This is a genomic window from Stenotrophomonas sp. GW821-FHT09E08 (assembly GCF_059416125.1).
In genome coordinates this window covers 72547-94271 of sequence record NZ_JBWKOO010000001.1, presented here as the reverse complement: position 1 = coordinate 94271, position 21725 = coordinate 72547, and the positions used below count along the sequence as shown (strand labels likewise).

At 65.2% G+C, this 21725-nt stretch carries 17 protein-coding genes; 8 read left to right on the top strand and 9 right to left on the bottom strand.

Annotated elements, in window-relative coordinates:
* The first annotated feature begins 118 nt into the window (after positions 1-118).
* A complete protein-coding gene (locus AC07M7_RS00505) occupies positions 119-1420 on the top strand; it encodes an MFS transporter (protein ID WP_253079633.1) in 1302 nt (433 codons plus the stop codon).
* Here AC07M7_RS00505 and AC07M7_RS00500 read toward each other — a convergent pair.
* The 5 genes from AC07M7_RS00500 to AC07M7_RS00480 form a co-directional block, all read right to left on the bottom strand.
* Positions 1401-1862 (bottom strand): bacteriohemerythrin, encoded by a 462-nt coding sequence (locus tag AC07M7_RS00500; RefSeq protein ID WP_495206523.1) that lies wholly within the window; start codon positions 1860-1862, stop codon positions 1401-1403. The two genes, AC07M7_RS00505 and AC07M7_RS00500, sit on opposite strands and share 20 nt — an antisense overlap.
* An 85-nt stretch (positions 1863-1947) precedes the next feature.
* Complete coding sequence (locus AC07M7_RS00495) at positions 1948-3291, bottom strand: diguanylate cyclase (RefSeq protein WP_046984966.1); 1344 nt, start codon at positions 3289-3291, stop codon at positions 1948-1950.
* An 889-nt stretch (positions 3292-4180) separates the two neighbouring features.
* Positions 4181-5761: an MASE1 domain-containing protein gene (locus AC07M7_RS00490; RefSeq protein WP_495206522.1), complete on the bottom strand. Its 1581-nt coding sequence runs from the start codon at positions 5759-5761 to the stop codon at positions 4181-4183.
* Between the two features lie 188 nt (positions 5762-5949).
* Entirely contained in the window at positions 5950-7554 is a 1605-nt protein-coding gene (locus tag AC07M7_RS00485) for an MASE1 domain-containing protein (protein ID WP_046984960.1), read from the bottom strand.
* Positions 7555-7605: 51 nt separating this feature from the next.
* Positions 7606-8883, bottom strand: a complete 1278-nt coding sequence (locus AC07M7_RS00480) for an NAD(P)/FAD-dependent oxidoreductase (RefSeq protein ID WP_317233344.1) — start codon at positions 8881-8883, stop codon at positions 7606-7608.
* Positions 8884-9044: 161 nt separating this feature from the next.
* Here AC07M7_RS00480 and AC07M7_RS00475 point away from each other — a divergent pair, with 161 nt between their 5' ends.
* The 3 genes from AC07M7_RS00475 (at position 9045) to AC07M7_RS00465 (ending at position 12398) form a co-directional block, all read left to right on the top strand.
* Positions 9045-9806, top strand: a complete 762-nt coding sequence (locus AC07M7_RS00475; protein ID WP_253079636.1) for a gamma-glutamyl-gamma-aminobutyrate hydrolase family protein — start codon at positions 9045-9047, stop codon at positions 9804-9806.
* Positions 9803-11197, top strand: a complete 1395-nt coding sequence (locus AC07M7_RS00470) for a glutamine synthetase family protein (RefSeq protein WP_046984963.1) — start codon at positions 9803-9805, stop codon at positions 11195-11197. The genes AC07M7_RS00475 and AC07M7_RS00470 overlap by 4 nt, the downstream gene beginning before the upstream one ends.
* A 91-nt stretch (positions 11198-11288) precedes the next feature.
* On the top strand, positions 11289-12398 hold the full coding sequence (locus tag AC07M7_RS00465) for a polyamine ABC transporter substrate-binding protein (RefSeq protein WP_253079637.1): 1110 nt from the start codon (positions 11289-11291) through the stop codon (positions 12396-12398).
* Positions 12399-12437: 39 nt separating this feature from the next.
* Here the strand turns inward: AC07M7_RS00465 and AC07M7_RS00460 are convergent, their stop codons facing one another.
* Positions 12438-13838, bottom strand: a complete 1401-nt coding sequence (locus AC07M7_RS00460) for a flavin-containing monooxygenase (RefSeq protein ID WP_495206521.1) — start codon at positions 13836-13838, stop codon at positions 12438-12440.
* Positions 13839-14110: 272 nt separating this feature from the next.
* Here AC07M7_RS00460 and AC07M7_RS00455 point away from each other — a divergent pair, with 272 nt between their 5' ends.
* The 4 genes from AC07M7_RS00455 to AC07M7_RS00440 all read left to right on the top strand — a co-directional run bounded on the left by AC07M7_RS00455 (position 14111) and on the right by AC07M7_RS00440 (position 18463).
* Entirely contained in the window at positions 14111-15247 is a 1137-nt protein-coding gene (locus tag AC07M7_RS00455; protein WP_495206520.1) for an ABC transporter ATP-binding protein, read from the top strand.
* Positions 15244-16176 (top strand): ABC transporter permease subunit, encoded by a 933-nt coding sequence (locus AC07M7_RS00450; protein ID WP_430766370.1) that lies wholly within the window; start codon positions 15244-15246, stop codon positions 16174-16176. Before AC07M7_RS00455 ends, AC07M7_RS00450 begins: the two co-directional genes overlap by 4 nt.
* Positions 16173-17015 (top strand): ABC transporter permease subunit, encoded by an 843-nt coding sequence (locus tag AC07M7_RS00445; protein ID WP_495206519.1) that lies wholly within the window; start codon positions 16173-16175, stop codon positions 17013-17015. Before AC07M7_RS00450 ends, AC07M7_RS00445 begins: the two co-directional genes overlap by 4 nt.
* Before the next feature lie 83 nt (positions 17016-17098).
* Positions 17099-18463 carry an NAD-dependent succinate-semialdehyde dehydrogenase gene (locus tag AC07M7_RS00440; protein WP_253079639.1) on the top strand — a complete coding sequence of 455 codons (1365 nt, stop codon included), beginning with the start codon at positions 17099-17101 and terminating at the stop codon, positions 18461-18463.
* Positions 18464-18537: 74 nt separating this feature from the next.
* Here AC07M7_RS00440 and AC07M7_RS00435 read toward each other — a convergent pair whose 3' ends face one another.
* Genes AC07M7_RS00435 through AC07M7_RS00425 form a run of 3 tightly spaced genes read right to left on the bottom strand, consistent with a single transcriptional unit; the run spans position 18538 to position 21695 of the window.
* On the bottom strand, positions 18538-19560 hold the full coding sequence (locus AC07M7_RS00435) for a magnesium and cobalt transport protein CorA (protein ID WP_253079640.1): 1023 nt from the start codon (positions 19558-19560) through the stop codon (positions 18538-18540).
* Positions 19561-19566: 6 nt separating this feature from the next.
* Positions 19567-20817, bottom strand: a complete 1251-nt coding sequence (locus tag AC07M7_RS00430) for a lipoprotein N-acyltransferase Lnb domain-containing protein (RefSeq protein WP_046983334.1) — start codon at positions 20815-20817, stop codon at positions 19567-19569.
* The gene (locus AC07M7_RS00425) at positions 20814-21695 is read right to left on the bottom strand and encodes a CorC family transporter (RefSeq protein WP_004151956.1); all 882 of its coding nucleotides are present in this window, start codon (positions 21693-21695) and stop codon (positions 20814-20816) included. The genes AC07M7_RS00430 and AC07M7_RS00425 overlap by 4 nt, the downstream gene beginning before the upstream one ends.
* Between the last annotated feature and the right edge of the window lie 30 nt (positions 21696-21725).

Here is a 21725-nt window from a genome sequence, read left to right as displayed (position 1 = left end):
CGCAGCCTAGCGGGCGGCCCGAAAAATTCCGTTGGCATCGGTGTCGGCTGAAACCATCGCCCCGTGCGGCCACCGGCCCGTGGCAGAATCGGGCGATCCGCCGTTACCCGTGTTGCCGATGTCGACGATCACCGCTGCCGCACCGCCCGTGAATTCCCCCCGCCGTGTCCTGCTGGCCAGCCTGATCGGCACCACCATCGAGTTCTTCGATTTCTACATCTACGCCACGGCCGCGGTGCTGGTGTTCCCGCACCTGTTCTTCCCGGACAGCAGTGATCAGGCGGCGCTGCTGCAATCACTGGCGACCTTCGCGGTCGCGTTCATCGCGCGCCCAGTGGGCTCGGCGGTGTTTGGCCACTTCGGCGACCGCATCGGCCGCAAGGCCACGCTGGTGGCCGCGTTGCTGACCATGGGCGTGTCCACGGTGCTGATCGGCCTGCTGCCGACCCATGCGCAGATTGGGCTGTGGGCGCCGGCACTGCTGGCGCTGTGCCGTTTCGGCCAGGGCCTGGGGCTGGGCGGCGAGTGGGGTGGGGCGGTGCTGCTGGCCACCGAGAACGCACCACCGGGCAAGCGCGCCTGGTACGGCATGTTCCCGCAGCTGGGCGCACCGCTGGGCTTCCTGCTGTCGGCCGGCATCTTCCTGGTGCTGGGCCGCTGCCTGAGCCAGGACGACTTCCTGCAATGGGGCTGGCGCATTCCGTTCGTGGCCAGCGCGTTGCTGGTCGGCCTCGGCCTGTGGGTGCGCCTGAACATCCACGAGACGCCCGATTTCAAGCAGGCGCTGGAGCGCAAGGCGCCGGTGCGCCTGCCGATGTGGATCGTCCTGCGCGACCACGCCGTGCCAATGCTGCTGGGCACGCTGGGTGCGTTCGCCACCTTCGTGCTGTTCTACCTGATGACGGTGTTCAGCCTTGGCCATGGCACGGCGGTGCTCGGCTACAGCCGTGAGCAGTTCCTGCTGATGCAGATGGCCGGCATGCTGTTCTTCGCGCTGGGCATTCCGCTGTCGGCACGCTATGGCGACCGCTGGGGCACGCGCCGCACGATGATCGTCGCCAGTCTGCTGATCATCGGTTTCGGCGTACTGTTCGCGCCGCTGTTCCAGCCGCACAGCCCGTGGCTGGTCACCGGTTTCCTGTGCCTGGGCCTGTTCCTGATGGGCCTGACCTACGGCCCCTGCGGCACCTTCCTGGCCGAGATCTACCCTGTGGAAGTGCGCTACACCGGTGCCTCGTTGTCGTTCAACCTGGCCGGCATCCTTGGTGCGGCGCCGGCGCCGTACCTGGCCACCTGGCTGGCCGAACGCTTCGGCCTGGTCGCGGTGGGCTACTACCTGTGCCTGACCGCGGTGGCGACCCTGTGCGCGCTGATCGCGCTGCATCGGCGCGCCCTGAGGCTCAACCAAAGAAGCGCTTGAGCGTGCGCCCCAGCCAACCGCCGCCCTGGTGTTCGCGGGCGAACTGGTTCAGGTGCGCCTTGACCTGTTCGGCATAGGCCTGGTCATCGCCGCGGATGTGATTGAACAGCCAGCGCGAGAGCATGGTGCGCAGCTCGTCACTGATGTCTTCGCCGGCCTGGAAGCGCGTGCGGTATTCCGATACCCGCTTGATGAAGACCTCATGCACGCGCTTGTGCGCGGCACAGAACGGATAGCCCGCTTCCTCCATCAGTTCTTCTTCGAATGCGAAGTGCGACATGGTGTAGTCCACCACCTCGTCGATCACTTCACCCACCGCCGCACGCTGCATGCTGGTCTGTGCCACGTGCAGGTGGTTGAGCATCTCGATGATGCGGCGATGTTGCTGATCGATCACATCGATGCCGATGTTCAGATCGTCCTGCCAGACCAGTAGTGCCATCCCCGGCTCCCCTTCATGCGTATGTCGGGGCCGACTGTAGGGCCGCCGCGCCTGGGCGGCGTTGATCTGGATCAAAACAGGCCGGTCAGGGCAGGGCGGGCTCGCGCGGGCGCAGCTGGCTGGCCACCGTGGTGCAGGTGACCCGGTTGCGGCCACCGGCCTTGGCCAGGTACAGCTGGCGGTCGGCCTCGGAGATCAGCCGGTGCAGTGCATCACGCTGCGGGCGCAGGCAGCACAGGCCGATGCTGACCGTCATGCGCAGGGTGGCGGTGCCGATGTCCACTTCCAGTGCGGCAATGCGCTGACGCAGTTCCTCGAAGTACTGCAGTGCCTCCTCCTGTTCCATGTCCGGCACCAGCAGGCAGAACTCCTCGCCACCGAAGCGTGCGATCAGGTCCTGGCTGCGCGCGTGCGCGGCCACTGCACCGGCCACCGCGCGCAGCGCATCATCGCCGGCCTCGTGGCCGTGGGTGTCGTTGATGTGCTTGAAATGATCGATGTCGATCATCGCCACCGCCACGCACTGGCCATGCAGCTGCAGCTGCGGCAACTGGCGCTGGCTTTGTTCCAGGAAGCAGCGGCGGTTGGGCAGGCCGGTAAGGAAGTCGCGGGTGGCCAGATCCTGCAGGGTGCCGATCAGTTCCAGCTGGTCCACGTTCTGGGAGACGCGGCAGAAGAACTCTTCGCGCGAGAATGGCTTGCGCAGGAAGTCATTGGCACCGTTCTTCAGGAAGCGCGGGATCAGCGAGGCGTCGGTGTTGCCGGAGATGCCGATCACCGCCACCTTGTCGCGCGAGCGCAGGGTGCGCAGGCGGCGGGTGAATTCCACGCCCTGCATGCCGGGCATTTCCTGATCGACCACCGCCAGGCGGATTGCCGGATGCGCCTCGATCGCGGCCAGGCCCTCGTTGCCGTCGGCGGCTTCATGCACCTCATGGCCGTACATGCGCAGCAGGGCGGCGGCATAGCCACGCGCGGAGGGCGAATCGTCCACCACCAGCGCGGCGATGCGGCGGTTGCGTTCCAGCCGCTGCACCAGCCACACCAGGTAGTCGATGCTGCCGGGGGTGTTCTTCAGCACGTAGTCGATGATCTGCTGCTGCAGCACGCGCTTGCGCAGGTCCTCGTCATACACGCCGCTGACCACCACGGTGGGCAGGTCACGCTTGAGGAAGAACTCGACCACCGTGTCGCGGTCGCCATCGGCCAATACCAGCCCGGTCAGCACCAGGAACCAGCCGCCCCCTTCGCTGAGCAGGCGGTCTGCCTCGGCCAGGGTGGAGGCGATCACCACCGGCAGTTCCAGGCGTTGCTCGATGGCTTCGCGCAGCATGCCGGTAAAGGCACGGGAATTTTCGACCAGCAGGATCCGCTGTGGCAACGGATCGGCCAGGTCGCCATCGACGGCGGCCTGCGGCAGGACGGGCATGATGCGGTGGCTCACGAAGGAGGGCTCGGCACGGATAGCGGCGGTTTCGGGCGTAACTTTAGCCGGAGCCCTCGCTTGTGGACATATCTGCCCTGCGTGGTTCGGAGCAGTGCATCGGTTATCTTTGGGACGATAGAGTCAGGTTCGAAGGCTGCCTTCATGGCGCTCACAGTGCGGCATGGTTATGCTGGGTCGCACCACCCCTACTGGTGTCTTGGACACGACTGCGTCGAACGAAGGAACCCTTCAAGCGAGGTCGAGCGCCGTCCAGTCGTGGGGTGGCGAAACGGAATTGCCTGGAGCTGTCTTTCCAACCATCCATGGGGGTGAGCGTGAGATTTTCTGAATTGCGAGTGTTGCTTCCTGCCGCTGTCCTGCTTTCTGTGTCCGCTTTCAGCGCATCAGCGTGTTGCCCCAGTGGCGACAACGGAATTCATATGGCTCGGAGCGGTCTGGGAGAATCTCTGCCGGAAGCCACGAATCTGAGTTTGAACCCAAACTGGCTTGTCTATGGGTTCGAGCGTGATGGGATCAGTTACTACCAAGTGAATGATCTCTCGGGTCAGGTCGTGCTGATCGTGGGAAATGTCGACGCCACGTTCTGGACGCTGCCGGCTGGTAAGAGTGCCGCAAAGGTATCTTTGCCTTCGCATCGACTGAGTTTGCCCGAGAGGGTTGTCCGACGCGTGGTGTTCCAGAGTGCTCAGTTCTCGTTGGTTGTCTATGGAGAAGGTGCGAGCGCTGTATGGGTCGTCGAGTCTGTGGGTACCGCAGGCTGAGGACACTTTCGTTGGCGCCACGATTGCGCATATCGAAGAAGCAGGAGCCGGGGGGCGGCTCCTGCCATGCTCTGATCATCCGGGCCTTCCGTTCTAGTGGCTGGCGACAGTCAGGCTATGTCCGCTCGGCTTGTCCAGGCAGCCTGCATGCTGCTTTGCGCGCTGCCGGCTGCTGTCTCCAAGAGCAGCACACGTACGCAGTTCCCTTCGCAGTGCACTTTCCCTCCATAGGCTTGTGCGCGGGAGCTCAGACGTTCAACAGCCAGCCTTGTTGTGTCGACGAGCAGATCGCGATCAGGGTCCAGCAGTGCGATTCTGAGCAAAATTCCTTGTTGACCTTTCAGTTTCCCGCAACGAGCACGTATCTGGATCTGTCCTTGTTCCTGCTTGAGCAGCAATGAGACAGCCTCGGTGAGAGTGCGGTAGGCCGCCAGCTGCAAGGCAATACTCAGTTTGCAGGGATCCCCGGTCAGGAAGGGAGATGTGACCCTGTGTGTCTGATTCCAGCTTTCACGAATGCCGCTGACCTGCAGGGCCAGGTAGAGACCAACGTGCTCGACCTCGGTCGGATAGACCATGCTGGTCAATTCGCGGAACTGGCGGGAATGTGCGGTGGATGTGAGAAGTAGATCCAGTGCCGGAGAGTGATGGCCATGTGTCTTCAACAGGTCGGCTGTCCTGCTCAAGGAGGCTTCAATGCCGTCCGCGATTCTCCTGAGGTCCAGGGCACGCTCCCGTAGATCCATTTCGCTCGCCATATGAGCGGACCTTGATAGTCGAGCGGCCTGGTTCCCGTCTACGTCTCTACGCCCCCGCTGATGATAGTGCCGGCTGATGCGTGAGCCGAGTGCCAGCAGCCCGGTGCCTGCAATGGCAATCAGCTGCTGTGTTGTGAAGGTTCGCTCATCGTATGAGCCAAGGAGGCCGGATGTAGGAGTAACCACTGCAATGAGAATGTTCAACAGGGGAACGCCAATGGCTGCTCCCTGCCAGCCATGAATACATGTCAACACGATCACTGGCAGCGCCATGGTCAACTGCAGACTTGTCTTGCTTGCATCCGACAAGCCCGGGGCCATTGCGGTAATCAGACCCAGCCCCAGCATTACTGCAAGAGCGGCGACTGTTGGAGGAGAGCGCCAGCGTCCCCATTCGTCCATTGCATGGCGCCTGCTCCAGAGAACTGCCAGTGGCGCAACCGTCAGGATGGCGATGTAGTCACCAAGGACGAAGCGTACAGCCCTTGTCGCAACCGGCACGCTTGAAGGGTTCTCTGAAAGCAGGTGAGACAGTCCAAGCTTCAGGGCGGTGGCAATCACGGCGGCTGACACTGCGACCGAAAGCAGCCATCCATCTGCCCTGGCAGTCATGAATTTTCGATGCGCATACACAACCAGAGCAACGGCTGGCAGCAGGAATGCCGAACCCAGGATTACCCATGCCAGCCCATACTCATCTATCAACGGGTACCGCAGTTTTGCGAAGTACGCGTATTCACCAATAAGCAGGTAGGGCCAGAGGCGAGGTGGACACACAAGCAAAGCTGCTACACGGATGCCGGCAGGCAGGTAAAACTGGTCCAGCGAGACCCGCCAAGCGGCCCAACAAGTAATCGCGTACATCGCGGCAATCGCCAGCCCCAAGGGCCGCACGCGGAACGTCAGTTCAATTCCCCTCTTCCACCAATTCAACCCAAGCCTCCATTGCTCGTGACATGGCGGCGGCCCCATTGCTTGTTTGAACGCGCCATTGGGTGACAGTATCCATAGAAGCTCGGGGGCGCAATCACACGAGCTGGACCGCCTTGGCGGGGAGCAAGGGGTGCGCCGAACAAAGATCACCCTCGAGTAGTGATCTGCATCTCGTTTCTATGGGGGTGTCAGGTCGCGGCCCGCGGAGCACCTGGATCGATGGAGCGTGTAAGTCCCCCCAAAGCTTCGGTAGCGCTCTCTTGGCTGGAATCTCCCGGCGCTTCCGTCAACACGATCCTGAGTCTGTTGCCACTCACGACCATGTGGCCACCATGCACAAGAATTCGGCCCAGCAACTGCTCATTTGCCAGTTCCGTGGTCCGGATTCCCAAAGATTCGTTCCGACCCACGAGGGCTACGCAGATGAATACACCCGACTTTCGGGCGAAATATCCGCAGCGAATACTGACCGAAATCTGTCCGGATTCGCATCTCAGTAGGAGTGATACCGCGTCAACCACGAGCCGGTAGGCCGCAAGCTGCAGGCCGACTCCCAGCGCGCAGGGATCACCCATCAACCTGGGTTGCCCGATTCGATGCGTGGCATTCCACGCCTCACGCACTCCACCCGCCTGCAAGGCCACGTACAAGCCCAGCCGTTCCAGAGCAGCGGGATAGATCATGCTGGCCTGTGCCCGGAACAGGCGCGAATGTACCTCCGAGGTATGCCGCAGGCTGTCGGCCACAGCGTGATGACCCTGCGCATGCAGCCAGTTCACCATTTCATTCAGTGAAAGATCCATGCCATCGCCCAGCTGGCGCAGATGGGCCGCGCGCTCACGCAGGTCCATCTCGCTGGCCAGATGCGAATTCCGTGCGAGCTGCAGGGCCGCTCTGCCATCTTCCTCGCGCAACCGGTGCTGGTTCTGGAAGTGGGTGATGCGCGCACCCAGCAGCAGCAGGGCGATGCTGGCGATGGCCATGGCCTGCTGGGTAGCGAAAGTGGCCGGGTCGAATGCCGTCGGATGGTCGGCGGGGGCGCTCAGACCAAGAATGGTGTTCACGGCGGCGACACCGATGGCCGCACCGCGCCATCCCAGCAGGCAGGTCAGGGCGATTGCGGGAATAGGCAGGATCAACAACAACTGCAGCGAGCCAGGCGCCGTGATCGAGGCAGGTACCGGAGTCGCCTGCAGGCCAACGACCAGCATGGCTGCGAGTGCTCCTGCCACAGCAGCAACAGACCGGGCCGTCCATTTTTCCTCGGCGCGGCGGATCCACAGCAACGCCAGAGGCGCGAGGATCAGGATGCCGGTGAAGTCGCCCAGCGCATAGCGCAACACGTTGGTGAGAAATGTCGCGTTATGCAAGGGCTCCCAGAGCAGGTACGAGATTCCCAGGTTGAGCAGGCTGATGATCGTCGCAGCGCATACCGCGATGGAGATCACGCCGAGGATCGTGGTGCGCGCAAGCAGCTTCCGGTGCAGGCGCACGATCAGCATCACGGCGGGCATCAGGAACACCGAGGCCAGGATCACCCAGGTCAGGTTGTATTTGCTGATCAGGGGGATGCGCAGATGCGCGAAGTAGGCGTATTCACCAATCAGCAGGTAGGGCCAAAGACGGGGCGGGCACAACAGCAGTGCTGCCACCCGCACGCCGGCAGGCAGGAAGAATTGATCCAGCGACAGCTTGCGCGCGCCCCAGCACGCGAGGGCATAGATCAGCGCCAGCGCCAGCCCCTCGGGGCTGACCCGTATCCTCACCAGCAGGCCGTCCTTCCACCACTGCATCCACGTGCTCCCCCAGCTCCTGCCCTGATTATGTGGTTGGGAAGGGTCCCGCTACCACAGCGCATCCCGCAATTTGTACCAGGACATCGCCGCCACCAGCAGCGGTGTGCGCAGCAGCCGGCCGCCGGGGAAGGGGGCATGCCGCAGGCGCTGGAACACGTCAAGGCGCTCACTCTGGCCGGCAATCGCGGCGGCGATCACCTCGCCGGCCAGCCCGGCGGAGGCCACGCCATGGCCGGAGAAGCCCTGTGCGAAGTACAGGTTGCCATCCAGCCGGCCCCAGTGCGGGGCGCGGTTGCGGGTGATGTCCACGTAACCGCCCCAGACCTGGTCCAGGGCCACGTCGGCCAGCTGCGGGAACACCTGGTGCATGCGCCGCTGCATCACGCCGCGCAGGCCGGGTGGGGGCAGGGCCGAGTAGCTGGCGCGGCCGCCAAACAGCAGCCGGTGGTCGTGGCTGAGACGGAAGTAATCCAGTGCCCAAGCGGTGTCGGCCACGGCCATATTGTTGCCAATCAGCGCCCGGGCGCGTTCAGCACCCAGCGGTTCGCTGGCACCGATATAGGTGCCGACCGGCATGATCCGCCGCTCCAGCTCAGGTAGCAGGCCCTGCAGCCAGGCGTTGCCGGCCACCACCAGATGCGCAGCGCGCACGCTGCCCTGAGCGGTATGCAGGGCAGGCTGCGGTCCGCGCTGCACGCGGGTCACTGGGGAGTTCTCGTGGATCACCACGCCAGCGGCGCGCGCTGCATCGGCCAGTCCGCGGGCATAGGCCAGGGGCTGCAGGTGCGCGCTGAACGGATCGAACATCGCTGCGCGGTAGCGCGGGCTGTCCAGTTGTGCGCGCAGGGCATCACGGTCCCACCACTGCATGGGGTAGTCGTAGTGGCGTTGCAGATGCTCGCAGTTGGCCCGCAGGTCGCGCTCATGGCGTTCGCGGATCGCGACGCTGGCGTGGCCTTGCACCCAATGACAGTTGATGCCATGGCGATCGATGCGTGCGCGCATCGCCTGCACCGCGTCGCGTGACCAGTCGAACAGGTGGCGCGCGTCGTCGCGGCCGAGCTGGCGCTCCAGTTCGTCCACCTCGCAACCATAGCCGACCAGTGCCTGGCCGCCGTTGCGGCCGGACGCGCCCCAGCCGATCCGCTGCGCCTCCAGCACCACTACGCGCTGTCCACCCGCGGCCAGCTCCAGCGCGGCGGTCAGGCCGGTGTAGCCGGCGCCAAGCACCGCGACATCGGCCTGCACGTCGCCCTGCAGTGGGGGCAGTGCGGGTGGTTCGGGCAGGCTGGCGGCATACCAGCTGGGCGGGAAGGCGGCGCTCACCGCCGGCCTCGCAGGCGCAGTACGGAAGGACGGAGCGGGGGAGGACGATCAACGTTCACACGACTAGTTTCGCCGATGCGTGACGGCCATGGTGTGACGGCGACGACTTGCCGCATTCGCGGGCCGACGGGTAACGTGTCGGCACGCCAAGGAGTTTTCCCATGCGCCGCCTGCCCTGGGTGGGCCTGCCCACCGACAGCACCGTGCTCGGCCATCATCGTTTCGCGGTGGCCGGCGAGAAGTATGTGCGCGCGCTGGCCGATGCAGCCGAGGTCACACCGGTGGTACTGCCGAGCCTGCAGCCTCCGTTGCCGGCTGGCGACTGGCTGCACGGGCTCGATGGCTTGCTGTTGACTGGTGCGGTCAGCAACATCGAACCGCAGCACTACGAGGGCGGCCGCAGCTGGCCCGGCAATCCGCATGACCCGGCCCGCGATGCCAATGCGTTTGCGTTGCTGCACGAAGCGCTTTCGCTGGACATGCCGGTGCTGGCGATCTGCCGCGGCTTCCAGGAACTGAACGTCGTGCTCGGTGGCAGCCTGCATCCGCAGGTGCATGCCGTGCCGGGCCTGGCCGACCACCGCGAAGACCCGCAGGCGCCGGTGGATGTGCAGTACGGGCCGGCCCATGCGGTCACCCTGGTCGCCGATGGCTGGCTGGCGCAGTGGCATGGAGGCGATCGCGTGCAGGTCAATTCGGTGCATGGGCAGGGCATTGCGCGCCTCGCCGAAGGCCTGCAGGTCGAGGCCTGGGCCGACGATGGTCTGATCGAGGCTGCACGCAGTCCGCACCATCGTTTCGTGCTCGGCGTACAGTGGCACCCGGAATGGCGTGTCATGCAGGCGCCGTTCTATCACGCTATTTTCCGTGCGTTCGGCCAAGCTTGCCGGCAGCACCAACAGAACCGACTGGATTCCCGATGAGTTCCCGAACGCGCCCGCGCAAGACGGCCACGCCCCCCGCACCGCAGGAAAGCAGTCTGCTGCGCTGGCTGAAGGAGCGGCGCATCACCGAGGTCGAATGCCTGGTGCCGGATATCACCGGCAATGCCCGCGGCAAGATCATTCCCGCCGATAAGTTCTCGCATGATTACGGGACGCGCTTGCCGGAAGGCATTTTCGCGACCACCGTCACCGGCGAGTTCCCGGACGATTACTACGACCTGACCTCGCCTTCGGATTCGGACATGATCCTGCGTCCGGATCCGGATACCGTGCGCATGGTGCCGTGGGCCACCGATCCGACCGCGCAGGTCATCCACGATTGCTACACCAAGACCGGCGAGCCGCACGAGCTGGCTCCGCGCAACGTGCTGCGACGGGTGCTGGACGCTTACACGGAGCTGGGCCTGCGCCCGGTGGTAGCGCCGGAGCTGGAGTTCTTCCTGGTGCAGAAGAACACCGATCCCGATTTCCCGCTGCTGCCGCCGGCCGGTCGCTCGGGGCGGCCGGAAACGGCCCGCCAGTCCTACTCGATCGATGCGGTCAACGAATTCGACCCCATCCTTGACCTGATGTACGACTACTGTGATGCGATGAAGCTGGACGTGGATACGCTCATCCACGAGTCCGGCGCGGCGCAGCTGGAAGTCAACTTCACCCATGCCAACGCCATGGACCTGGCCGACCAGGTGTTCCTGTTCAAGCGCACCATGCGCGAATCGGCGATGCGTCACGGGGTGTATGCCACCTTCCTGGCCAAGCCGATGGAGAACGAGCCGGGCAGTGCCATGCACATCCACCAGAGCCTGCTGCGGATCAGCGATGGTCAGAACGTGTTCACCGGCGAACATGGCGGGGAAGATTTCAGCCCGTTGTTCGCCCACTACCTGGCTGGCCTGCAGAAGTATGTGCCGATGGCCATGGCGTTCTTCGCGCCGAACGTGAATTCCTACCGCCGGCTGGTGTTTGGCGAGGTCTCGCCGAGCAACGTGCACTGGGGTTTCGACAACCGCACCTGCGGCCTGCGCGTGCCCTTGGATACGCCGGAGAACATGCGTGTGGAGAGCCGCTTCGCCGGTTCCGACGCCAACCCTTACCTGGCGATGGCTGCGACCCTGGCCTGTGGCCTGCTCGGTATCCGCGAGCGGCTGGCACCGGATGCACCGGTGACCGGCAGCGCCAAGGAGCTGGGCTACAACCTGCCGCGCTCGCTGGGTGAAGCGCTGGACGGGCTGGAGCAGTGCAGCGAGCTGCAGGCCCTGCTGGGCGAGCGCTTCTGCCGTGCCTACATTTCGGTCAAGCGCAAGGAATACGAGACCTTTTTCCGGGTCATCAGTTCGTGGGAGCGCGAGTTCCTGCTGCTGAACGTCTGAGCATCTGGAATAGAAAAATCCGCCGCCGGGGGGTAGGCTGGCACCCGTCGCCGGCCCCGCCGGCCCCCCTTCCCGCATTCTGGAGCACCCGATGAAGCTGCGTATCCTCACGCTCGGCCTGGCCTCCGCCATGCTTGCCGCCTGCAGCGGTGGCAACGGCGGCGCGCAGGACAGCCAGGTCCTGAACGTCTACAACTACAGCGACTACATCGCCGAGGACACCATCCCGACCTTCGAGAAGGAGAGCGGGATCAAGGTGACCTACGATGTGTTCGACAGCGATGAGATGGTCGAGACCAAGCTGCTGGCCGGCAACAGCGGCTACGACGTGGTGGTGCCGACACTGAACTTCTTCGGTCGCCAGATCCAGGCGGGCGTGTTCCTGCCGCTGGACAAGAGCAAGATCCCCAACCTGGCCAACCTCGACCCGGCGGTGATGAAACGCATCGCCACCCAGGATCCGGGCAACCAGTACGGCGTGCCGTACATGATCGGCACTACCGGCATCGGCTACAACGTGGAGATGCTGAAGCAGCGCTTCGGCGGCAGCGCCGACATCGCCAACAGCTGGGACCTGGTGTTCAAGCCGGAGAACATCAGCAAGATGAAGGACTGCGGCGTGACCATCCTGGACACGCCGGCGGACATGATCCCGATCGCGCTGCACTACCTGGGCCTGGACCCGCACAGTGGCGATCCGGCCGAGCTGCAGAAGGCGGCTGACCTGCTGAAGTCGATCCGCCCGTACGTGCAGAACTTCCACTCCTCGCAGTACGTGGGGTCGCTTGCCAATGGCGGTACCTGCCTGGTGGTCGGCTGGTCGGGTGACATCATCCAGGCCCGCGACCGCGCCGAGGAGGCCAGCAACGGCGTGCACGTGGCCTATTCGATCCCGAAGGAAGGCGCCCCGCAGTGGTTCGACATGCTGGCGATCCCGAAGGATGCCAAGCACCCGGAAGCGGCCTACGCGTTCATCAATTACCTGCTGCAGCCGAAGGTTGCCGCGGCCAACACCAACTTCATCCACTACGCCAACCCGGTGCCGACTGCGACCCCGCTGGTGGATGAGGCGATCCGTACCGACCCGACCATCTACCCGCCGGCCGACGTGGCCGAGAAGATGTTCACGTACTCGATCAACACGCCGGAGACCGACAAGCTCTACACCCGGCTGTGGACCGAGGTGAAGACCGGCCGCTAAGCCGGTCTGGCGCCGACGGGCCATGCCCGTCGGATTGCTTCATCCTTGGCCCGGCGCGGTACCGCCGCCCTGGCCAAGGTGTCGCAGGATCGCCGGCAACAGGTCGCGCGCATCGCGGCCGCCGTTGCACAGGAACGACGAACTCATCCGCTGCAGGTTGTGCATGCCGATGAAGAACAGCCCCGGCTGCGGGGAAACGCCGAACTCGCCGAGCGGATAGCCGTGTGCATCCAGCGCGCCCCGCACGTCGAGCCACGGCCATTCGGCAACGAAGCCGGTGGCCAGCACCACCGAGCGGATGCCTTCCGCTTGCAGATCCAGCTCGCATGGCGACGGTTCCGGGTCCCAGTGCAGATAGACCTCTTCGGGGATGTAGCGGGCATCGTCGGTGCGCGGTTCGGGGCGTGTGGCGTAGTACGCGCTGGCCAGCGAATTGAGATAGGCGTACTCGGCCCGCGTGGCCTTGATCGCGGTATGCAGCTGCGGGCGCACATCGGCGAAGCGGGCGACGTTTCCTTCGAAGCCCTGCAACCGGCCCAGCAGCCTGATACCCGCGCGGTGCATCGCCAGCAGGCTGATCGAGCTGCCCAGGCCGGCACGTCCCTTGCCGGAGATCAGCGGGAATTCGGCGGTGCGGGCCTTGCGCAGCGCATCCGGTTCTCCGGCCAATACAGCGGCCACTTCACTCACGTGCTGGTGGATGCGCCCGGCCATGTCCCACCAGGTCATCGAGTCCTTGCCGCGCAGCCGGCGGGTATGCGAATGGCGCTCGGCCAGCGACCAGTACACGCTGCGCCCTCTGTCGCGCAGGTCCTGCGCGATCTGTGCGCCGGACTGGCCACCGCCGATGACCAGCACCGAGCCCTCAGGCAGCTGGCGGGGGCTGCGGTAGTCGCCGGAGTGCAGCAGCGCAAGGCCCGGCGCAGGCGCGAACGGGACCCGCGGCATCCGCGCGCGCCGGTATCCGCCGGTAGCGACCACAACCGCACGGGCGTGGATCAGCCCCTCGCTGCTGTCGATTACATAGCCATCAGGCTCACGCGTAACTCGCTGAACCGCACAACCTTCGCTGATCGGCAAGGATCGCTCGTCGGCATAGTCGCGCAGCCGCCGGATCACCTCCGGGGCACCCATGAAGCCCTCTGGGTCATCGCCCGCGTAATCCTGGCCGTGCAGGGCCATCGTCGCGTTGGCGGTGTTGGTCTGGAACGACTCCCAGCGCCGTTGCCAGCTAGCGCCCACGGTTTCGGCCTCCAGCACGCGATGCTCGACGCCGGCTTCCTGCAGGAGCGCGCTGAGGGACAGCCCGGCCTGGCCGGCGCCGATGATGACCAGCGGCAGCGTTGCAGGCAGGGAGCCCGGCAAGCGGGGCGGGAAAGGGGAGGGGCTGTCCGGGGAAGTCACCAGGGTGGGTCCATGCAAGTGCTTGATCCGGGCCATTGCGCGGGGAATGCCCCGGGCCTTCAACAGATCCGGTTCTGAAAAACGTTGCAGAACGGGCCGTCGCCCGTGCTGTCTGGTCGGGACGGCGGCATGGGCGTCCGGGCGAGCCGCGGCCTTTGAGCGGACAGGCCACTATGGCGGGGAAAACCGACACCCCTCGGGGCCCCGGAGCCGGCCAGCGGCCGCTTCCGCCTGCCGCCGTCATATCCCCTGCGCCCACCGGCCGTTAGAATGGCGGCCGCTGTCCACCGCCCGCTCCCGGAGCCCCCATGCCCGTTGAAGCCCAGCCGGTAGCCGCCGTCGTCGACACGACCGGTGCGCCCGGCTATCTCTCCATTCGTGACCTGCGCAAGGAATTCGACGGTTTCGTCGCCGTCGACGACGTCAATCTGGACGTGCGCAAGGGCGAGATCTTTGCCCTGCTCGGTGGCTCCGGCAGTGGCAAATCGACCCTGCTGCGCTGCCTCGGCGGCTTTGAGACGCCTACCAAGGGCAGCATCACCCTCGATGGCCAGCGCCTGGACGCGCTGCCGCCGTACCAGCGGCCGGTCAACATGATGTTCCAGTCCTACGCCCTGTTCCCGCACATGACGGTCGAGCAGAACATCGCCTTCGGCCTGAAGCAGGACGGGATGGCAAAGGACGCGATCAGCAAGCGCGTGGGCGAGATGCTGGACCTGGTGCAGATGGGTCACCTGGGCAAGCGCAAGCCGCACCAGCTGTCCGGCGGCCAGCAGCAGCGCGTGGCGCTGGCGCGGTCGCTGGCCAAGGGGCCGAAGCTGCTGCTGCTGGACGAGCCGATGGGCGCGCTGGACAAGAAGCTGCGTTCGCAGATGCAGCTGGAACTGGTCAGCATCATCGAATCGTCGGGCGTGACCTGTGTGATGGTCACCCACGACCAGGAAGAAGCGATGACCATGGCCACCCGCATCGCAGTGATGGATGCCGGCTGGATCCAGCAGGTCGGCAAGCCGGACGAGGTCTACGAGCAGCCGGCCAACCGCTTCGTCGCGAGCTTCATCGGTTCAGTCAACTCCTTCGACGGCGTGATCGACGAGGACCTGCCGGAGTACGTGACCGTGCGCACCCCGCTGTTCCCCGCGCCGATCTACATCGCCCATGGCATCACCTGCTATGAAGGGCAGCCGGTCGCGTTCGCGCTGCGCCCCGAGAAGGTGATGATCGGCAAGGACGAGCCGGAAGGGCACACCAACAAGGCGCAGGGTGTGATCGAAGACATCGCCTACTTCGGCAGCCACTCGGTCTACCACGTGCGGCTGCCCAGCGGCGCCAAGGTGCTGGCCAACTTCGCCAACTCGCAGCGCTGGGCCAGCGATGGCCTGACCTGGGGCGACGAAGTGTGGGTGCATTGGCGCGACAACGATGGCGTGGTGCTGACCTCATGAGCGTCGCCGGCCTGAAGCGCTGGCTGCCGGGGCTGCGTGCCACGGTGATCGGCATTCCGTACCTGTGGCTGCTGCTGTTCTTCGCAGTGCCGTTCCTGATCGTGCTGATGATCAGCTTCTCGCACAGCCGGGTCGGCTCGCCGCCGTATACCTGGCTGCTGCAGTACGTGGACGGCGCGTTCTCGCTCAAGCTCAATCTCGAGAACTACCTGGCCCTGTTCCGCGACTCGATCTATGCGCAGGCCTTCCTGAGCTCGATCAAGATCGCGGCCATCTCCACTTTCCTGACCCTGCTGATCGGCTACCCGATGGCCTATGCCATCGCCCGTCTGTCGCCGGCCGCGCGCAACGTGGCAATGATGCTGGTGGTGCTGCCGTCGTGGACCTCGTTCCTGATCCGCGTGTATGCGTGGAAGGCGATCCTGGACCGCAACGGCCTGCTCGACCAGTTCCTGCAGTACACCGGCTTGCAATCGCTGATGACCAGCATGGGCCTGCCCAAGCTGCAGCTGATCGACACCCCGACCGCGGCCTACATCGGCATCGTGTACTGCTACCTGCCGTTCATGGTGCTGCCGCTGTACGCCAACCTGGTCAAGCACGACCATCGCCTGCTGGAAGCAGCCTACGACCTCGGCGCCAAGCCGTGGCAGGCGTTCCTGCGCATCACCCTGCCGCTGTCCAAGGCCGGCATCATCGCCGGTTGCATGCTGGTGATGATCCCGGCGATCGGCGAATTCGTGATTCCGGAAATGCTGGGTGGCTCGGAAACGCTGATGGTCGGCCGCCAGCTGTGGAATGAATTCTTCAACAACCGCAACTGGCCGGGCGCCTCGGCGATGGCGGTGGCGATGATCCTGTTGCTGCTGGTACCGATCCTGCTGTTCAACCGATCCCAGCAGCGCCTGCTGGAAGGGAAGCAGGCATGAGCCCGCGTTCCGCCAAGGGCCTGGGGCTGGGCGTGCTGCTGCTCGGCTTCGCCTTCCTGTACCTGCCGATCCTGTTGTTGATGTTCTATTCGTTCAACAGGTCGCGGCTGGCGATGGTCTGGGCCGGGTTCTCCACCCGCGCCTACAGCGACCTGTTTGCCGACCGCGCGCTGATGGATGCGATGTGGACCAGCCTGGTGGTGGCGTTCTGGACCGCCTGTACCGCCACCGTGCTGGGCACGCTGGCGGCGATGGTGATGACGCGCTTCAAGCGCTTCCGTGGCAAGCCGCTGTTCGGCGCGCTGGTGACCGCGCCGCTGGTGATGCCGGATGTGATCCTCGGCTTCTCGCTGATGGCGCTGCTGGCCTCGATGGGTGCGATTCCCGGCTTCCCGGCACGTGGCTTGACCACCATCTGGATCGCCCACGTCACCTTCACCCTGTGCTTCGTCACCGTGGTGGTGTCCTCGCGCCTGCAGGAAATGGACCTGTCGCTGGAAGAAGCCGCAATGGACCTGGGCGCGAGCCGGCTGACCGTGTTCGGGCGCATCACCCTGCCGATCATCGCACCGGCGCTGGTGGCCGGTTGGCTGCTGGCGTTCACCCTGTCGCTGGATGACGTGGTGGTGGCCAGCTTCGTCGCCACACCGGGCTCGACTACGCTGCCGATGAAGGTGTTCGCCTCGGTGCGCATGGGCATCAGCCCGAAGATCAACGCGTTGGCCACCCTGCTGGTGTCGGCGGTGTCGATCGCCGCGGTGATCGGCTGGTACATCAACGCGCGTGCCGAGAAACGGCGCCAGCGCGACCTGCAGCTGGCACGCCAGGACAACGGCTGAGCACACGGTTTGTCGACAGCGTCGGCAACATCCGGCTCACGGCCGGCGGCGCACAATGGGGGTCTACCAGATGGAGATCCCCCATGACCGTCGAGATTGTCGACCCGGCCACCGGCCAGGTGACCTATCGCCATGAACTGATGGGTGCTGCCGACATCGAGCAGCGCCTGCAGGCCGCCGCCGATGCATTCCCCGGCTGGGCCGAGCGCTCGCTGCAGGAACGGGGGGCGATCCTCAAGCAGATCGCTGGCCAACTGCGTGCGCGCCGCGATGATCTGCAACAGGCGATGACCCACGAGATGGGCAAGCTCAAGGCGGAGGCGTTGGCCGAGGTCGACAAGTGCGCGGCGGCCTGCGAGTTCTACGCCGACCACGCCGCTGATTACCTCAAGCCGCAGCTGATCGACACCGAAGCCCAGCGCAGCTATGTGCGCTACGAGCCGATCGGCTGCGTGTTCGCGGTGATGCCGTGGAATTTCCCGATCTGGCAGGTGTTCCGTTTCCTCGCTCCGGCGTTCATGGCCGGCAACGTGGCCCTGCTCAAGCACGCCAGCAATGTGCCCCAGTGTGCCGACCTGATCCTGGCGGTATGCCGTGACGGTGGCCTGCCGGATGGCGTGTTCGATGTACTGCACATCGACAACGACCAGGCGGCCGACGTGCTGCGCGATGCACGGGTAAAGGCGGTGACCCTGACTGGCAGCGAACGGGCAGGGCGCTCGATTGCGTCCAACGCGGGCAGCCAGCTGAAGAAGTCGGTGATGGAGCTCGGGGGCAGCGATGCCTTCGTGGTGCTAGACGATGCCGACCTCGACAAGACCGTGGCGGCGGCGGTGAAGTCGCGTTTCGACAACAGCGGTCAGACCTGCATCGCGGCCAAGCGCTTCATCGTGGTCGAGGCGGTGGCCGATGAGTTCACCCGTCGTTTCGTTGAAGCTGCGGGCGAGCGCCAATACGGTGATCCCGACGAGCGCGGCACCACGCTGGCACCCATGGCCCGCGCTGATCTACGCGACGAACTGCACAAGCAGGTGCAGGCCAGTGTGGCCAAGGGCGCGCGGGTGCTGGTGGGTGGTGAGCCGATTGCGGGCACGCATGCCGGCTATCCGGCCACCGTGCTCGATCAGGTCGGCCCGGGCATGCCTGCCTACGACGAGGAACTGTTCGGTCCGGTCGCTGCGGTGATCCGGGTCAAGGACGAGGCCGAGGCGCTGCGCGTGGCCAACGACACCCGTTTTGGCCTGGGCGGCAGCGTGTGGACGCGCGATCCAGTGCGCGGCGAACGTTTCGCGCAACGCATGGAATGCGGCGCGGCGTTCGTCAACGCCATCGTCAAGAGCGATGCGCGCTTGCCGTTCGGTGGCAGCAAGCAGTCCGGTTTCGGCCGTGAACTGGCCGACCACGGCATCCATGAGTTCATGAACATCAAGACCGTCTACGTGGCTTGATGCCGAACGGTAGTGCCGGCCGCTGGCCGGCATTGCCTGGTTGCCGGCCCGCGGCCGGCACTACCCAAAGCGGGCTACAACCACTTCGCGCGCTTGAACAACCGGTACAACCCGACGCACACCCCACCCACGCCAACGATCATCAGCGGGTAGGACCACGGCTCGCTCAACTCCGGCATGTGGCTGAAGTTCATGCCATACCAGCTGGTGATCAGCGTCGGCGCCGCCAGCAGCGCCGCCCATGCACCCAGCCGCTTCACCGTCTCGCCCTGCGCCAGCGTCACCAGCGACAGGTTTACGCTCAGTGCGGTGCCCAGCATCTCGCGCAGGGTGTCGATCACATCGCTGATGCGTACTGCGTGGTCGTGCACGTCGCGGATGTACAGCTTCACTTCGTCGGGGATCAGTTCGCCCTGGTAGCGGCGCAGCTGAGCCAGTACGTCCTGCAGTGGCGCCACCGCCATCCGCATCTTGTTCAGTTCGCGCTTGAGCTCGTACAGCCGCACCACGGTGCTGCGCTTGTAGTTGTCGGCGAAGATGTCCTTTTCCAGCAGCTCCAGGGTGTCGCGGAAGCGGTGCACGATGGGCAGGTAGTTGTCGACCACGAAGTCGGCCACCGCGTACAGGCAGTACGACGGGCCCATCTTCAGCAGCTGCGGCTCGCGTTCCACCCGCGCACGCACCGGCGCGTAGGACAGCGAAGCACCATGGCGCACCGTGACCAGGAAGCGCGGGCCGAGGAAGGCGTGGGTTTCGCCGTACTGGATACGCTCGTCGACCATCTGCGCGGTGGTCACCACCACGAACATTGAGTTGCCGTAGGTTTCGACCTTGGGCCGCTGGTGCGCGTTGCGCGCATCCTCGATGGCCAGGTCGTGCAGGCAGAATTCCTCCTGCAGTTTCAGCAGCACATCGTCGTTGGGGTCGTACAGGCCGACCCAGACGAAGCCGTTGCCACTGGCGATGACGTCGCTGATGGCATCCAGGCTGATGTCGTGGCGTTTGCCCTCGTCATCGTAGTGGACGCAGTTGATGACGCAGGCGGGGTTGGCCGAAGCAGGTGCGGAAGCGGAGGCGGGCAATGACATGCCCGCCATCGTGCGTCAGTGCCGTGTTTCCGACAAGTGAGGACGCCGGCCCAGTACCCAGGCCAGGGCCACATGGACCGGCAGCAGCAGCACGATCCACTGCACGTTGTACTGCGCCTGCAGGCTCAGCCAGTGCAGCACCAGCGCGGCCACTGCCTGTACCGCCAGCAGCCACAGCACGATCCTGAACATGCGGCCCGGCACACGTCGGCGCAGCAGGGCGATCGCACCCGGCAGCAGCAGCACCGCCAGCGGCGAGAGCAACAGCAGGTTGCGGTTGGCCCATGCGGCGTAGTGGATGCTGAAGCCCCACAGGAACACCAGCACGCCACCGAACAGGGCGCACAGCAGCCAGAACGGCAGGGCCAGCCCCGCCAGCAGGCGCGGGCGGTTGCGCAGCGCCAGCACGCCAGCGGCGATTACCAGGCCGCACAGCAGCCACGGCCACCAACGGCGTGCGAACTCCTTCGGCTCCGGGTCGATGCGGTGCGGCAGCAGTTCCTGTTCGGACTGCACCAGCGGACGGCCATCGCTGTTGCGTGCCTGGCGCAGTGCATCTGCCAGGCGCATCGGCACGAAGGCTTCCTGCCAGCGCGACAGCGGCTGGTCGGCGAACGGCCCGAGGCCTACATCGAAGCCCAGCCACATCCACGGTGCCGGCGATGCCAGGCGAACCGATTCACTGCGGTAGGTATTGCCACGCGAGCGGCCCGACAGCTGCGAGTGCAGGCCACCGCCGAGTGCCTTGTCCACCGTGTCGCGCACCATCGTCGCGCAGTTGGCGGTGTAGTAGTCGTAGTGGTAGCGCGCATTTTCCGGCTTGGCCCGCTCGGCCAGGTCGGCGGCCAGCGCACGTGCCTGGTCCGGGCGCAGGTCCAGCCACTGCACGCTGGCGCCACGGCCGGTCTCGTCGTAGTACGACAGGTCCTGCTGCAACGGCAGCGCCACCAGGTAATACATCATGTCGCCGCGTGCGAAGCGGCTGATGAAATCGTCCTCGGACGGGTCGAAGTAGCCGAAGTTGTAGGAGGTCGCCTCGCCGCTGACCGGATCAAGCACCACGATGGCGTCATGGCCGAAGCGTTCGAAGAACACCGTGCCCGGCTGCATGGTCACCACGCCGATGCGCGGGGCAGGGGCTTCAGCGTGGGTCGCGGGTCCGGCAGGCGTGGCTGCCGCAGGCTGTGCGAAGGCGGCCAGCGGCAGGGCCATGGCCAGCACGCACAGTGCCAGCCACAGCGTCAGGATCAGGCCGCGGCGCTTCAAGCGTCGTCCTGCGCGTCCGGCGGCAGCACGGTCACGTGGAAGGCCTGCACCCGGCGCGCATCGGCGCGGGCCACGCGGAACATGAAACGGTCCAGCGCCAGCTCGTCACCGACTTCCGGTAGATGGCCCACGGCCTCGGTGACCAGGCCGCCGATGGTGTCGTAGTCCTCGTCGGAGAACGTCGCGCCGAATCGCTCGTTGAAGTCGCCGATCGGGGTCAGCGCGTCGACCACGTACTGGCCGTCGGACTGGATGGCGATCTGTGCCGAGGGATCTTCAGCTTCGTCATGCTCGTCGTCGATGTCGCCGACGATCTGTTCCAGCACGTCTTCGATGGTGACCAGGCCGGCGACACCGCCGTACTCGTCGACCACGATGGCCATGTGGTTGCGCGACAGGCGGAACTCCTTGAGAAGCACGTTGAGCTTCTTGGCCTCCGGAATCAGCACCGCTGGGCGCAGCAGCTCACGCACGTTGGCCGGGCCGTTGTCGGCAACCACGCCGCGCAGCAGGTCCTTGGCCAGCAGGATGCCAAGGATGTCGTCCTTGTTCTCGCCGTGCACCGGGAAGCGCGAATGGCCGGATTCGACCACCTGCTTCATCAGTTCCAGGAAGGGCGCTTCGACCGGCAGCGAGACCATCTGCGAGCGCGAAATCATCACGTCGCCCACGGTCAGCTCGGCCACCGAAATGGCGCCTTCCATCATCTTCAGGGTATCGGCGGCGATCAGACCCTCTTCCTGCGCGGTGTGCAGGACAGCGACCAGCTCGTCGCGGGTGTGGGGTTCGCCGGAGAAGGCGGAGGTCAGGCGTTCAAGCCAGCCGCGCTTCTTTTCACTGTGCTCCGCGGGGGAGCTACTACTGTCGTCTTCTGACATCTCTGGAAAAAAGGCACCCGGCAGGCCGGG